15 protein-coding genes and 3 tRNA genes are annotated in these 13,892 nt (G+C 63.1%); 7 read left to right on the top strand and 11 right to left on the bottom strand.

Annotation, left to right across the window (positions count from 1 at the left end):
* Window positions 1-523 precede the first annotated feature (523 nt).
* The 6 genes from gacA (at window position 524) to AX284_RS05675 (ending at window position 4,029) form a co-directional block, all read left to right on the top strand.
* Window positions 524-1,168 carry a response regulator transcription factor GacA gene (gene gacA, locus AX284_RS05650; RefSeq protein WP_064308816.1) on the top strand — a complete coding sequence of 215 codons (645 nt, stop codon included), beginning with the start codon at window positions 524-526 and terminating at the stop codon, window positions 1,166-1,168.
* Between the two features lies 1 nt (window position 1,169).
* Window positions 1,170-2,996 carry an excinuclease ABC subunit UvrC gene (gene uvrC / locus AX284_RS05655; protein ID WP_068384011.1) on the top strand — a complete coding sequence of 609 codons (1,827 nt, stop codon included), beginning with the start codon at window positions 1,170-1,172 and terminating at the stop codon, window positions 2,994-2,996.
* Between the two features lie 31 nt (window positions 2,997-3,027).
* A complete protein-coding gene (gene pgsA, locus AX284_RS05660) occupies window positions 3,028-3,588 on the top strand; it encodes a CDP-diacylglycerol--glycerol-3-phosphate 3-phosphatidyltransferase (protein ID WP_017639981.1) in 561 nt (186 codons plus the stop codon).
* A 61-nt stretch (window positions 3,589-3,649) separates the two neighbouring features.
* Window positions 3,650-3,725 (top strand) — tRNA-Gly (locus tag AX284_RS05665).
* Between the two features lie 36 nt (window positions 3,726-3,761).
* Window positions 3,762-3,835, top strand: a tRNA-Cys gene (locus tag AX284_RS05670).
* A gap of 107 nt (window positions 3,836-3,942) precedes the next feature.
* Window positions 3,943-4,029, top strand: a tRNA-Leu gene (locus tag AX284_RS05675).
* A gap of 43 nt (window positions 4,030-4,072) precedes the next feature.
* Here AX284_RS05675 and AX284_RS05680 read toward each other — a convergent pair.
* The 6 genes from AX284_RS05680 to sseA all read right to left on the bottom strand — a co-directional run bounded on the left by AX284_RS05680 (window position 4,073) and on the right by sseA (window position 8,778).
* On the bottom strand, window positions 4,073-4,333 hold the full coding sequence (locus AX284_RS05680; protein ID WP_007161858.1) for a hypothetical protein: 261 nt from the start codon (window positions 4,331-4,333) through the stop codon (window positions 4,073-4,075).
* A gap of 126 nt (window positions 4,334-4,459) precedes the next feature.
* Window positions 4,460-4,687, bottom strand: a complete 228-nt coding sequence (locus AX284_RS05685) for a TIGR02450 family Trp-rich protein (RefSeq protein WP_068384013.1) — start codon at window positions 4,685-4,687, stop codon at window positions 4,460-4,462.
* Window positions 4,684-5,349: a gamma-glutamylcyclotransferase gene (locus AX284_RS05690; RefSeq protein WP_068384016.1), complete on the bottom strand. Its 666-nt coding sequence runs from the start codon at window positions 5,347-5,349 to the stop codon at window positions 4,684-4,686. The genes AX284_RS05685 and AX284_RS05690 overlap by 4 nt, the downstream gene beginning before the upstream one ends.
* Before the next feature lie 213 nt (window positions 5,350-5,562).
* On the bottom strand, window positions 5,563-7,122 hold the full coding sequence (ahpF, locus tag AX284_RS05695) for an alkyl hydroperoxide reductase subunit F (protein WP_068384018.1): 1,560 nt from the start codon (window positions 7,120-7,122) through the stop codon (window positions 5,563-5,565).
* 83 nt (window positions 7,123-7,205) lie between these two features.
* Window positions 7,206-7,769 (bottom strand): alkyl hydroperoxide reductase subunit C, encoded by a 564-nt coding sequence (gene ahpC, locus AX284_RS05700; RefSeq protein ID WP_007161854.1) that lies wholly within the window; start codon window positions 7,767-7,769, stop codon window positions 7,206-7,208.
* Between the two features lie 157 nt (window positions 7,770-7,926).
* The gene (gene sseA / locus AX284_RS05705) at window positions 7,927-8,778 is read right to left on the bottom strand and encodes a 3-mercaptopyruvate sulfurtransferase (protein ID WP_068384020.1); all 852 of its coding nucleotides are present in this window, start codon (window positions 8,776-8,778) and stop codon (window positions 7,927-7,929) included.
* Window positions 8,779-8,894: 116 nt separating this feature from the next.
* Here sseA and epsC point away from each other — a divergent pair, with 116 nt between their 5' ends.
* On the top strand, window positions 8,895-9,839 hold the full coding sequence (gene epsC / locus AX284_RS05710) for a serine O-acetyltransferase EpsC (RefSeq protein ID WP_017639976.1): 945 nt from the start codon (window positions 8,895-8,897) through the stop codon (window positions 9,837-9,839).
* On the opposite strand, the gene tcyN is transcribed toward epsC, so the two are convergent.
* From tcyN to AX284_RS05735, 5 genes are all read right to left on the bottom strand, one after another.
* A complete protein-coding gene (tcyN, locus tag AX284_RS05715) occupies window positions 9,830-10,594 on the bottom strand; it encodes an L-cystine ABC transporter ATP-binding protein TcyN (RefSeq protein WP_064308811.1) in 765 nt (254 codons plus the stop codon). The genes epsC and tcyN overlap by 10 nt on opposite strands.
* Window positions 10,591-11,265, bottom strand: a complete 675-nt coding sequence (gene tcyL, locus AX284_RS05720) for a cystine ABC transporter permease (protein WP_064308810.1) — start codon at window positions 11,263-11,265, stop codon at window positions 10,591-10,593. The genes tcyN and tcyL overlap by 4 nt, the downstream gene beginning before the upstream one ends.
* Window positions 11,262-12,059 (bottom strand): cystine ABC transporter substrate-binding protein, encoded by a 798-nt coding sequence (gene tcyJ / locus AX284_RS05725; RefSeq protein ID WP_017639973.1) that lies wholly within the window; start codon window positions 12,057-12,059, stop codon window positions 11,262-11,264. The genes tcyL and tcyJ overlap by 4 nt, the downstream gene beginning before the upstream one ends.
* Window positions 12,060-12,171: 112 nt before the next feature.
* Entirely contained in the window at window positions 12,172-13,164 is a 993-nt protein-coding gene (locus tag AX284_RS05730) for a D-cysteine desulfhydrase (RefSeq protein ID WP_064308809.1), read from the bottom strand.
* A gap of 68 nt (window positions 13,165-13,232) precedes the next feature.
* Complete coding sequence (locus tag AX284_RS05735; RefSeq protein ID WP_064308808.1) at window positions 13,233-13,886, bottom strand: 7-cyano-7-deazaguanine/7-aminomethyl-7-deazaguanine transporter; 654 nt, start codon at window positions 13,884-13,886, stop codon at window positions 13,233-13,235.
* Window positions 13,887-13,892 lie beyond the last annotated feature (6 nt).

A 13,892-nucleotide genomic window follows, 5' to 3' on the forward strand; every position in this document is an offset into this window, starting at 1 on the left:
GCTGAGGCTTGAGCTGTGCTTGCTGGATCAGGTGCGGCTGGAGGTCTGCAAGAGCACCGACAGCCCGGCTACGCCGGGCTGTCGTGTTTGAAACGCGGCACAGACCCGGCGTAGGTTGGTGCTGAGCGCAGCGAAGCCCAACAGGCCGCAGACCACCTAACTATGGCCGCGATCACGTTGCTGCTGCCAGGGCGCTGCCGAAGCAGATAGAGCGCATCGCCGTATGAAAGACATCGTAAGAGTGCTGCGATAGGCAGGCTTCGTCGTACCACTGGTAGGACTGTCGATACTCTAATCTGTAATGATTCTGGATCTGCTTCAATCTCATGCGTTTTTTCGGTATACAATGCCCAGTGGCCTAAGGCCGGTAGGCAAGGGGTGCGCAGCGTCGTACCCCTTTTTTCTTTGCCTGACCAATCAAATTTATAGCGTAGCCCAGGATCCTATCCCTTGAACGTTGGGATCCGCGGACTGTTGTTTAGGTGACGCAAGCGATGAAAGCGCAAGCGAAGGGGATTCGATTTTGATCAAGGTGCTGGTTGTCGACGATCATGATCTTGTTCGTACCGGCATCGTGAGGATGTTGGCGGATGTGGCAGGAATTCAGGTCGTCGGCCAGGCCGACAGTGGCGAAAATGCGCTAAAGCTGGCTCGCGAGCTGGAGCCGGATGTCGTCTTGATGGATGTCCGGATGCCTGGTATCGGCGGGCTGGAAGCCACTCGCAAGCTGCTGCGCAGTCGCTCCGATCTGAAGGTGGTGGTCGTGACCGCCTGTGAAGAAGATCCCTTCCCGACCCGGCTGCTGCAGGCCGGCGCGGCAGGGTATCTGACCAAGGGAGCGGATATCGAAGAGATGATCACCGCCATCAAGCAAGCTTTCGCCGGGCGGCGTTACATCAGTGCGCAGATCGCTCAACAGCTCGCCCTGAAGCCTTTTCAGTCCAAGGCAGAGGCCTCGCCGTTCGATCAGCTGTCCGAGCGCGAGATCCAGATCGCCCTGATGATTGCCGGCTGCCAGAAGGTCCAGGTGATCTCTGACAAGCTCTGCCTGTCGCCCAAGACCGTCAACACCTACCGCTATCGGATCTTCGAGAAATTATCGATTACCAGCGATGTCGAATTGGCCATGTTGGCTGTTCGCCACGGCATGGTAGATGCAACGAGTTGATATGAGTCAATCTTTCGATGCTGCGGCCTTTCTATCCGGTTGCAGTGGACGTCCGGGTGTGTACCGGATGTTCGATGGGGGCGGTAAGCTCCTCTATGTAGGCAAGGCCAAGAATCTCAAGAACCGCCTTTCGAGCTACTTCAGGAAGACTGGTTTAGCGCCGAAAACGGCGTCCATGGTGTCCAAGATCGCCCAGATCGAGATCACCATCACCGGCAACGAGACCGAAGCGCTCCTGCTGGAACAAAACCTCATCAAGCAGTGGCGCCCGCCCTACAACATCCTGTTGAGGGATGATAAGTCCTACCCCTATGTCTATCTCTCCACCGAGGATCAGTATCCTCGGCTGACCATTCATCGTGGCGAGAAGAGAGGGAAGGGGCGTTATTTCGGACCCTATCCCAGCGCCGGTGCCATTCGCGAAAGCCTCAATCTGCTGCAGAAAGCCTTTCAGGTACGGCAGTGCGACGATAACTACTTCCGCAATCGGACGCGTCCCTGCCTGCAGTATCAGATCAAGAGATGCAAGGGCCCCTGTGTCGCGCTGGTCAGCGAGCAGGAGTATGGCGAGGACGTTCGCCATTCGGCCATGTTTCTCGAAGGCCGCAGCAATGCCCTGGCCGAAGAGCTGCAAGCCAAGATGGAAACCGCCTCGATCAATCTGCAGTTCGAGCGAGCAGCGGAGTTGCGTGATCAGGTGGCCCTGGTCAGGCGGGTGCAGGATCAGCAGAGCATCGAGGGCGGGACTGGGGACGTCGATGTCATAGCCGCCCTGGTCAACCCGGGTGGGGCCTGTGTGCATCTGGTCAGTGTTCGCGGCGGGCGAGTACTAGGTAGCAAGAATTTCTTTCCGGAGGTGGGGATCGAGGAAGACTCCAGCGAAGTGCTGGCCGCCTTCCTGGAACAGTACTACCTCGCCTACCTGGAGCGGGACCTGCCGGACGAGATCATCGTGAACTCCGTCCATGAGGACTTCGCCACCCTGATCGACGCCTTTGCCGAGGTTCACAAGCGCCAGCTGGTCATTGCCCATCGCGTCCGGGGTACCCGGGCACGCTGGCAGCAGTTGGCGGTGACCAATGCGGAGCAGGCCTTGAATACGCGTCTCGCCAATCGTCAGCACATGGGGGTGCGTTTCGATGCCCTGGTGCAGGCGCTGGATCTGCCAGAACCTCCGCAACGGCTGGAGTGTTTCGACATCAGTCATTCCAGCGGCGAAGCGACGGTGGCGTCTTGCGTGGTCTTCGGGCCAGAAGGGCCGCTCAAGTCGGACTATCGTCGCTACAACATCGAAGGTGTGACGGCCGGTGACGACTATGCGGCCATGCACCAGGCGCTGACGCGGCGCTTCAGCCGGCTGAAGGCCGGCGAGGGCAAGTTGCCCGACATTCTGCTGGTGGATGGCGGCAAGGGCCAGTTGGCCATGGCCCGCGAGGTGCTCAGGGAGCTCGCCGTGCCGGACCTGGTCCTGCTGGGGGTCGCCAAGGGCGTTACTCGCAAGCCGGGGCTCGAAGTGCTGTATCTGGACGATCCTTCCAACGAATTCACCCTGCCGGCTCATTCCCCCGCGCTGCATCTCATTCAGCAGATTCGCGATGAGGCGCACCGTTTCGCCATCACCGGACACCGCGCACGTCGCGGCAAGGCACGCAAGACGTCCTCGTTGGAGGAGGTCGCCGGCATCGGACCCAAGCGCCGCCAGGAGCTCTTGAAGCACTTCGGCGGACTGCGTGAATTGCAGCGCGCCAGTATCGAGGAGATCGCCAAAGCGCCAAGCATTAGCAAAAAGCTGGCCGAGCAGATTTATGCGGCCTTGCACAGCGAGTAGAATCGCCTCACGTTCACCAATAGCCGCGCCAATGAATATTCCAAATCTGCTTACCGTACTGCGCGTCTTCCTCATTCCGCTCTTCGTCATCCTGTTCTACCTGCCAGTCCATTGGAGTTACTGGACCGCCAGTGCCGTCTTCGCCATCGCCTGTGCGACCGATTGGCTGGATGGCTACCTGGCCCGTCGCCTGGGGCAGAGCACGCCCTTTGGCGCCTTCCTGGATCCGGTGGCGGACAAGCTCATCGTCGCCGTGGCGCTCGTGCTGCTGGTGCAGGAGCATGCCAACGCCTGGCTGACGTTGCCTGCCGTCATCATCGTCGGTCGCGAGATCGTGGTGTCCGCACTGCGTGAATGGATGGCCGAGCTGGGTGCGCGTGCCCAGGTGGCAGTATCCAATCTGGGCAAGTGGAAGACGGCGGCGCAGATGCTGGCCCTGGTGATTCTGCTGGCCAATCCGCCGCAGATGACCTTCTGGGTGATCAGTGGTTATGCCTTGCTCATCGTCGCGGCGGCCTTGACCCTGTGGTCCATGTGCACCTATCTGATGGCGGCCTGGCCGCACCTGATGAGCGCCGAGAAAAAGAAATAAGTTTTTTGAATCAATGGCTTGACATAAAGGGTAGCTCAGATAGAATGGCGCCCGTCACCAAGCGGGAATAGCTCAGTTGGTAGAGCACGACCTTGCCAAGGTCGGGGTCGCGAGTTCGAGTCTCGTTTCCCGCTCCATGTTTTACATGAGTGTCGCAAGACATTCAGGTTTGAGGCCGGGTGGCAGAGTGGTCATGCAGCGGATTGCAAATCCGTGTACGCCGGTTCGATTCCGACCTCGGCCTCCACTATTGAAAGCCCCGTAGATCTCAGGTCTACGGGGCTTTTCATCATCCAGGGATGTGTGAATACTGGATCAGGTTCTGCGGACTCGGAAATTGCTTGGTCCGGCTATGCCCGAGTGGTGAAACTGGTAGACACAAGGGACTTAAAATCCCTCGACTTAACGGTCGTGCCGGTTCGATTCCGGCCTCGGGCACCATCCAAAGAAAAAGGCCACTCACGCATGAGTGGCCTTTTTTCGTTTAGGAGGGAATCGTCCAATAGGGTGTTTCATCCGCATCGCGTTCGATGCGGGAGCGACTGTCGAGAATGAAAGCCTCGAGCATGGCGGCGTCGAGCAATTCGGTGCGGGCGATGGGGCGGTTGAGTACCGACTGACCGCTGCGGGAAAAGACCTCGACATCGTAGGCACGCTGATCGCGCGTGGAGATCACGCAGCGCAACGGCTCGAATCCGCCTTTCAGGGTGTTGAAGGCACTGGCGAGTTCGACATAGAGGGTCATCCGGAAGAGCTTCCTGTTCAAAGGTGGCACTGTGACAGCATTGGCTGCTACAGGGTTTCACCTTTGCAGAAAAGTGCCGTCATATCGCGATGCTAGTCGCAAAATCCCGGCGCTGCTTTCGGATTTTCATTGCCAGCCTTGCAGCCAGCATTCTGCATCCTGCAGCTCGTGCCAGTCCAGCGTCCAGGTGCGGCGAGTGAGAACGGCTTGTATATCTATCTGCGAGATGGGGTCGGTATCGACGCCCGGGGTGTGGACGCGGGTGACGATGAAGTGCTTTTGCCGTTCCCGCGGCTGGACGGCGGTCCATTTGCTGAGCAGCAGCTTGTTGGGGTTGATCTGACGCTGCTTCATCCCTGCATGGCCTCCAGCAGAGGGGCGCTGCGATAACGCTGCAGCAAGGCTTCGAGGTTGCGATCGGGCATGGCGTGGGCCCTGAGCGCCGTGATGGTGCGCTCGACGTACTCCAGGGTGGTGCCGAAATGGCCGCAGGCTTCGGTCAGGACGCGATTGAGGATGTCATCGGAGAGACTGCCGGCATAGCAGGGGAGATTACGTTTGAGCACGAAGCCAAGCGCCTGGACCTTGCTGCCGTCTTCGAGGTGACATTGCAGCCAGCGGGGGCGGTAGGAGCCATCTGGCATCTCCCGTTTCCAGAGCGCCAGCAGATGATCGTCCAACTGATCATCGGGCAACTGGTAGGCGAAGCCCGAGCAGGAGCCGCCGCTATCCAGTCCCAGTACCAGGCCGGGCTGCTCGGGGGTGCCGCGGTGTAGCTGGGACCAGAGATAGAGGCCACGGTGATAGCCATGTACCCGAGCCCGGCGCACGGCGACGGCGGGGCACTCGGGGCGCCAGATCAGCGAGCCGTAGGCGAACAGCCACACCGGGCCGGGTTGGCGTTGGGCCAGAGTGGCCTCCAGAGAGGCTACGAGTTCAGGATGGGTGAGCGGGGTGGCGGGCGCCAGCTTGGGGGGATAGGAATCGTGGGTGCTGGAAGAAATCTGTCTGTGCATATGTCGCCTGGTCCTCAACCGCTGGAGCTGCCAGGTCTAGGAACCCGGCACTAAGATCCTAACGAAAGTCCGGGAAGAACTCCTAGACCGTTCGTGCCCATCTTTATGACGCCTGGTTAGGTTGCAGCGAGAAACATGCCAGGGCGCACCGGAAAAGCGCCAGACGAAAAAAAAACCGGCGGTTGCCGGGCTGAGAAAAGAGCACGAGACCAATCAGACGCTGGTGCGGATCAGGTGATCGAAGGCTGCCAGAGAAGCCTTGGCGCCTTCGCCCAGAGCAATGACGATCTGCTTGTAGGGCACGGTGGTGACGTCGCCTGCGGCGAAGACGCCGGGCAGCGAGGTCTGGCAACGGGCGTCCACTTCGATCTCGCCACGCGGCGACAGCTCGACGGTGCCCTTGAGCCAATCGGTGTTGGGCACCAGCCCGATCTGCACGAAGACGCCTTCCAGGTCGATGTGATGGAACTCGCTGGAGTTGCGATCCTTGTAGACCAGGCCGTTGACCTTCTGCCCGTCGCCCTTGACTTCACTGGTGAGGGCGCTGGTGATGACGGTCACGTTGGGCAGGCTGAACAGCTTGCGCTGCAGCACGGCGTCGGCACGCAGCTGGCCGTCGTACTCGATCAGGGTCACCTGGGCGACGATGCCGGCGAGGTCGATGGCGGCCTCTACACCCGAGTTGCCGCCACCGATCACGGCGACGCGCTTGCCCTTGAACAGGGGGCCGTCGCAGTGCGGGCAGTAGGCCACGCCGCGGTTGCGGTATTCCTGCTCACCCGGGACGTTCATTTCGCGCCAACGGGCACCGGTGGCGAGGATCAGCGTCTTGGCCTTGAGCGAGCCGCCATCGGTGAAGCGAACCTCATGCAGGCCGCCGGCTTCGTGGGCCGGGATCAGCTGCTCGGCGCGCTGCAGGTTCATGATGTCGACTTCGTACTGCTTGACGTGCTCTTCCAGCGCCATGGCCAGTTTCGGCCCTTCGGTCTCCTTGATGGAGATGAAGTTCTCGATAGCCAGAGTGTCCAATACCTGACCGCCGAAACGCTCGGCGGCGACGCCGGTACGAATGCCCTTGCGTGCGGCGTAGACGGCTGCGGCGGCACCGGCAGGGCCACCACCGATGACCAGAACGTCGAAGGCGTCCTTGGCGTTGAGCTTGTCGGCGGAGCGGGCAGCGGCGCCGGTGTCGAGCTTGGCGACGATTTCTTCCAGGCCCATGCGGCCCTGGCCGAAGGGTTCGCCGTTCAGGTAGACGCTGGGCACGGCCATGATCTGGCGACGCTCGACCTCGTCCTGGAACAGGGCGCCGTCGACGGCAACGTGCTTGACCCGGGGATTGAGCACGGCCATGAGGTTCAGGGCCTGCACCACGTCCGGGCAGTTCTGGCAGGAGAGGGAGAAATAGGTTTCGAACTGGTAGTCGCCGTCGAGGGCCTTGACCTGCTCGATGACGTCCTGGCTGGCCTTGGAGGGATGACCGCCCACCTGCAGCAGGGCCAGGACCAGGGAAGTGAATTCGTGGCCCATGGGCAGGCCGGCGAAGCGCAGGTCGATGTTCTGACCTGGGGTCAGCAGGGCGAAGGAGGGACGACGCGCATCGCTGCCGTCAGTGCTTAGGCTGACCTGATCGGACAGGCTGGCGATGTCCTGCAGCAGGCTGTGCATTTCACGGGACTTCGCGCCATCGTCGAGGGACGCGACGATCTCGATGGGGCGCGTGACGCGTTCGAGGTAGGTCTTGAGCTGGGCTTTCAGATTGGCGTCCAACATGGCGACGTGGCTTCCGTAAAAAATGGGCAAAAAAAGAGCGCGCGGGCAAGGCGCCCGGGCGCTCGGGCTAGATCAGGCGGGCGTTAGATCTTGCCGACCAGGTCCAGCGAGGGGGTCAGGGTCGCTTCGCCTTCTTTCCACTTGGCCGGGCAGACTTCGCCCGGGTGGTTGGCGACGTACTGGGCGGCGCGGACCTTGCGCAGCAGTTCGCTGGCATCACGGCCGATACCGTTGTCGTGGATTTCGCACAGCTTGATCTGACCTTCCGGGTTGATCAGGAAGGTGCCGCGCAGGGCCAGGCCTTCTTCTTCGATCAGGACTTCGAAGTTGCGTGCCAGGCGAGCGGTGGGATCGCCTACCAGCGGGTAGTTGACCTTCTTGATGGCTTCCGAGGTGTCGTGCCAGGCCTTGTGCGCGAAATGGGTGTCGCAGGAAACGCCGTAGATCTCGACGCCCAGCTTCTGGAACTCGGGGTACAGGTCAGCAAGGTCTTCCAGTTCGGTGGGGCACACGAAGGTGAAGTCGGCCGGGTAGAAGACGATGGCGGACCACTTGCCCTTCAGATCGGCCTCGGTCACCTGGACGAATTTGCCGTTGTGGTAGGCGGTCGCGGTGAAAGGCTTCACTTCGGTGTTGATCAGGGACATTGATGACTCCTTGATGGGTTTAAGTCAGGGTTGAAATCGATAGGACGCATACTAATCGCATTTTGACGATTCACCTCATTGTTAAAGGCGATGCCAACGATTGGGCGTCTCTATCGGATACTACAGGTATTGAGGCAAATCAGTGACTTAGCCTGCCTCAGGCCGGGCCCAGCGCCTTAGTCGTAGCAGGATGCTGACCCCATTCGCTCCAAGAGCCGTCGTAGAGTCGACCATCCGGCAGGCCGGCGACGCTGAGGGCGAGCAGCAGTACCGCGGCGGTGACGCCACTGCCGCAGCTGGTGATCACCGGATGCAGGCCATCTATACCCAGTGCCTGGAAGCGCTGGCGCAGCTCCTGGGGTGGCAGCAGGGTACCGGCCGCGGTCAGCAGGCTGTCGTAGGGCAGATTCTGGCTGCCGGGCATATGACCAGAGGCCACGCCTGGGCGTGGTTCGGGAGTTTCGCCAATGAAGCGCTTGGCGCCGCGGGCATCGAGGACCTGGGTCTGGCCCAGGCTGAGCGCGGTCTGCACATCGCCCAGGCCACACAGCAGGCGATTGTTGAAGATGACCGGGTAGGGCGGCTGCGGGCTGGGCTGGTTTTCACCGGCCTCCAGCGGCAGGCCCTGTTCCCGCCAGAGTGGCAGGCCGCCATCGAGCACCATCACCTGGTCGTGGCCGAACAGGCGGAACAGCCACCAGGCCCGGGCAGCAGAGAAAAGGCCCTTCTGGTCGTAGACCACCAGGGTCGTCTCGGGGGTGACGCCCAATTCGCCCGCGAGGCGGGCGAAACGGCCCGCGCTGGGGACCATGTGCGGCAGCGGGGTGTCCGGATCGGAGAAGTGTTCGATATCGAAGCGCAGGGCACCCGGGATGTGCTGCTGTCGATAGGTCTCGTCGGCGATCTGGGGTTCGTTGGGCAGGTAGAGACTGGCATCGAGGATCAGCAGATCCGGGCGACCGAGTTGCTCCTGCAGCCAGGTGGCGGTGACCAGCGGGGAGGCGATCATGGGCGGCGTTCCTTGATGAACAAAGGGCGACAGCTTAGCGCGCCTGGCGCGACGTGGGCTGTCAGGGATCAGCGGATACTTTATCCTCGTCAGCCTGGCAACTGGATAGATGACTTATGAGCGAACTTAACGGGCAATCCACGGGCGGCAATGACTGGCAACTAGGACGGATCGTCGGTGAACTGCATGAGGCGCGCAGCCAATGGCGCGAGACCCATGGACGCTTCCGCGAATTCAGCGGCCGCGAATTGCCGTCGCGCAGCGTCATGGCCAGCGTGATCGAATCCCTGAGCGGTGCGCTCTTTCCGCTGCGCCTCGGTCCGGATCAGTTGCGCCAGGAAAGCGAGGACTTCTATGTCGGCTTCGAGCTGGAGCGCGCGCTCAATGCGTTGATGATCCAGGCGAAGCTGGAGCTGGACTATTTCGCCAAGCAGCGTGGCGAGAATGGCGTCAATCGCGCCGACGAGGCGCGCCGGCTGGTGCAGGCCTTCGCCCTGGCGTTGCCGGACCTGCGCCGTCTGCTGGATACCGACGTGATCGCCGCCTACCAGGGCGATCCCGCGGCGCGCAGCGTGGACGAGGTGCTGCTCTGCTATCCGGGCATCCATGCGATGATCCATCACCGCATCGCCCATCACTTCTATCGCAGCGGTTTGCCGTTGCTGGCGCGCATGGTCAGTGAGCGGGCGCATTCGGCGACCGGGATCGATATCCATCCGGGCGCCCAGATCGGCGAAGGCTTCTTCATCGACCATGGCACGGGCGTGGTGATTGGCGAGACTTGCATCATCGGTGACCGGGTACGCATCTATCAGGCCGTGACCCTGGGCGCCAAGCGCTTCCCGGCCGATGCCGAGGGCAACCTCAAGAAGGGGCACCCGCGCCATCCCATCGTCGAGGACGACGTGGTGATCTATGCCGGGGCCACCATCCTCGGGCGCATCACCATCGGCCAGGGCTCGACCATCGGCGGCAACGTCTGGCTGACCCATGGCGTGCCGGCCAACAGCAATGTCAGCCAGGCCAGCCTGCAGGGCTGCGCCGGTCTGGCTCAGGAGTAGTCGGCGGCGTTGTCACGAGCGAACTTGGCGAGAAAGCGCCGGGTTCGTTCCTCGCGTGGGTGATTGAACAACTCGGCCGCCGGGCCCTGCTCGACGATGCGTCCACCGTCCATGAACAGCACCCGGTGGGCGACGTCGCGGGCGAAGGCCATCTCGTGGGTGACGATGAGCAGGGTGCGACCCTCCTGGGCCAGCCCGCGGATGGTCTCCAGCACCTCGCCGACCCGTTCGGGATCCAGCGCCGAGGTGGGTTCGTCAAAGAGGATGGCCTGGGGGCGCATGGCCAGCGCCCGGGCGATGGCGACCCGCTGCTGCTGGCCACCCGATAGCTGCCCTGGATAGCTGTCGACCTTGTCGGCCAACCCGACCTTGGCCAGCAGCTCGCGACCGCGGACGAGGGCGGTATCGCGCGGCTCGCCCTGGACGATGAGGGGACCCTCGATCACGTTCTCCAGCGCGGTGCGATGGGGAAACAGATTGAAGTTCTGGAAGACGAAGCCCATGCGCTGGCGCAACGTGCGAATGCTGCCCTGCTGGGCCTTCAGCGGCCGGTTGGCATCGATGCGCAGGTCCCCCAGGCGGATGCTGCCGGCCTCGGGGGTCTCCAGCAGATTCAGGCAACGCAGCAGGGTGGTCTTCCCCGAGCCGCTGGGACCGATGATGGCCACCACCTCGCCTTGAGCCACCTGGAGGTCGATGGCCTGGAGCACAGTCTGCTGTTGAAAGGACTTGGACAGCCCCTGCACCTCGATCATGACGGGCCTCGTTCGTTGATGTGGCGTCCGTAGTGCCGCTCCAGGCGGTTCTGCAGGGTCGACAGCAGGCTCGCCAGCACCCAGTAGAGCAGCGCTGCCGCCAGGTAGAGACTGAAGATCTCGAAGGTGCGGGCAGTGATCAGCTGGGCCTGGCGGAACAGCTCAGGCACCTGGATGGTGGCGGCCAGCGAGGTGTCCTTCACCAGCGAGATGAAGCTGTTGCCCAGTGGCGGCAGGGCGATGCGCAGGGCCTGGGGCAGGATGGCGCGCCTCAGGGTCTGCAATGGCGTCATGCCGATGCTGGCGGCGGCTTCCCACTGGCCGCGGTCGATGGCGCCGATGGCCGAGCGGATGATTTCCGCGGTGTAGGCGGCCATGTTCAGCGAGAAGCCGATCAGCGCCGCCGGCAGCGGATCGAGCTGCAGACCCAGCTCGGGCAGGCCGTAGTAGATGACGAACAGCTGCACCAGCAGCGGCGTACCCCGGAAGAACGAGATGTACAGCCGCGCCAGGCTGCGTAGCGGCAGACTCTGGGAGCGACGCAACAGGGCCAGGCCGAAGCCCAGCAGCAGGCCGAAGAACATGCCGCCGAGGCTGAGGACCACGGTCCAGATCGCGCCCTTCAGGAGGAAGGGCAGCGAATCGAGCAGGAGCTGTAGCGTGTCGCTCATTGGGTGACGTCGGCCTTGAACCACTTCTCGGAGATCTTGGCCAGGGTGCCGTCGGCGCGCAGCTTGGCGATGGCCTGGTCGACCGCGGCATGGAATTCCGGATCACCCTTGCGTTCGGCGATGCCCGACTCCTGGCGGCTGAAAGGTTCGCCGGCCAGGGCCAGACGATCCTTGGTCTTGGACAGCAATTCTAGGGCGGCGAGGCGGTCGACGAGGATGGCGTCGATGCGGCCGACGCGCAGGTCCTGGTACTTGGTGGGATCGTCTTCGTAGGTGCGCACGTCCGCCTTGGGTACGTTCTGGCGCAGCCACTGCTCGTAGTTGGTTCCCAGGCCGACACCGACCTTCTTGCCGGCGAGATCGGCGGCGGTCTTGATGCTGTCGACGTCGTCCTTGCGCACCAGGGCCTGGATGCCGGAGACGGTGTAGGGGGTGGAGAAATCGTATTTCTTCTTGCGCTCGTCGCTAATGGTGACCTGGTTGATCACCACGTCCAGGCGACGGGATTCCAGGGCGGCCAGCAGGCCATCCCACTTGCCGGGCTGAATCTTGGCATCGACGCCCAGCTCCTTGGCCAGGGCCTTGGCGAAGTCCACTTCGAACCCGGTCAGTTGGCCCTGTTCGTTCTGGAAGCTGAAGGGTGGGTAGGTGCCTTCCAGGCCGACGACGAGTTCGCCGCGCTGCTTGACGGTCTGCAGGAGGTCTTCGGCCTGGGCGGTGGCCTGGTGGGCCAGGCCCAGGGCCAACAGCAGGGCGGCGCTACGGAGCAGACGCTGGGGGAGAGGCTTGCGCATGAAGGAAATCCTTGAGGTTGTTAGGGTGCGCCACTATGGGGGTGTCTGATCTGACATCCCAAGTCCGAAAACTGCTGACGTTATGCCATCGTCCAGTTCGTTGGCTAGCCGATCACGCCAACCAGTCGCCATAGGCGAAGGTGCCTGGCGCGCCGCCGGTGTGCAGGAAGACCAGCGGGCCGGGTGGCAGGGCGCCGCCCGCCACCAGGTCCAGCAGGCCGGCCATGGCCTTGCCAGTGTAGACCGGGTCGAGCACCAGGCCTTCCAGCTGGCCCAGCCGGCGAATGGCCGCCAGGGTCCCGGCATTGGGTTCGCCATAGCGGGGGCCGAAGTAGCCGTCGCGCAGTTGCGGCGGATCCTGGGGCAGCGCGACGCCCAGCAGCTCGGCCAGTTGCTGGCGCAGCAGGGTGACCTTGGGTAACTGGTCGGCCTGGGTACGGGAGACGGTGACGCCGATCACCGGCAGGTCGGGGCGCAAATGGTGCAAGGCCAGATCCAGGCCGGCCTGGGTGCCGGCACTGCCGGAGGCCAGGATGATGGCCGCGGGTTGCAGATCCAGGGCGTCCAACTGAGCGTCCAGTTCCAGACCCGCACGCACATAGCCGAGGGCGCCTAGGGCGCTGGAGCCGCCAATGGGGATCACCCAGGGCTTGCGCCCTTGCTGGCGCAGGCGCTCGGCTTCGGCCTCCAGCTGGCGGATCGGGTCGTCGAGTGCGGCGACCGACCTGATTTCGGCACCGAACAGTTCCAGCAGCAGGCGATTGCCGCCGTGCAGGTAGCCGCGATCCGCGGTGGCGATGGGATTTTCCAGCAGGGCGACGCAGGCCAGGCCCTGTTGCGCGGCGACGGCGGCGGTCTGACGGACATGATTGGACTGGATGGCCCCGGCGGTCACCAGGGTGTCGGCGCCGGCGCCCAGCGCCTCGGCGACCAGGTATTCCAGCTTGCGCACCTTGTTGCCGCCCAGGGCCAGGCTGGTGGTGTCGTCGCGCTTGCAGTAGACCGGTCGGCCCAGCTCTGCCGAGAGCCGCGGCAGGACCTCCAGCGGGGTCGCCGAGGGTTGCAGCGTCAGGCGCGGAAAGCGGGCGAGGGCAGTGGCGAGCATGGCGGGACCCTGGGCAGTGAAGAGGGCATCACTCTAGGGCCAAGCCCTGCCCGCCAGCAATCCTGGCCTCAGGCGAGGTCCGGACGACGCGCCCAGGCCTGGGGCACCAACGAGCGCAGCAGCACGCCGTAGAGGGGTACGAAGAGCAGCAGGCTGACCGTTAGCTTGACGCCGTAGTCGACCAGGGCGATCTCCGGCCAGTGGCTGGCCATGAAGGGATTGTCGCTGTGCCAGAAGGCGATGGAAAAGAAGGCCAGGGTATCGAGGGCGTTGCCGAACAGGGTCGAGACCGTAGGCGCCAGCCACCAGTGGCGCGAACGCCGCAGCCGGTCGAACACCTGGATGTCGAGCAACTGGCCGAGCACATAGGCGCAAAAGCTGGCCAGGGAGATGCGCAGGACGAAGACGTTGAGCGCGGCCAGCGCCGCCCAGCCCTGGAAGCCGCCGTCCTGGAACAGCACCGAGACCGCGTAGGAAACCACTAGCGCTGGGAGCATCACCCGGGCGATGACCTGGCGGGCCGGCGCCTTGCCCATCACCCGGACGGTGAGGTCGGTGGCCAGGAAGATGAAGGGGAAGCTGAAGGCGCCCCAGGTGGTGTGCCAGCCGAACAGCTGCAGCGGCAACTGCACCAGGTAGTTGCTGGCGATGATGATGAGGATATGGAAAGCGACGAGCGCGGCCACCAGGGCACGCTGCGGGGTGACAAGCAAGGCAGACATGGGCAG

The organism is Pseudomonas sp. HUK17, from assembly GCF_001566765.1.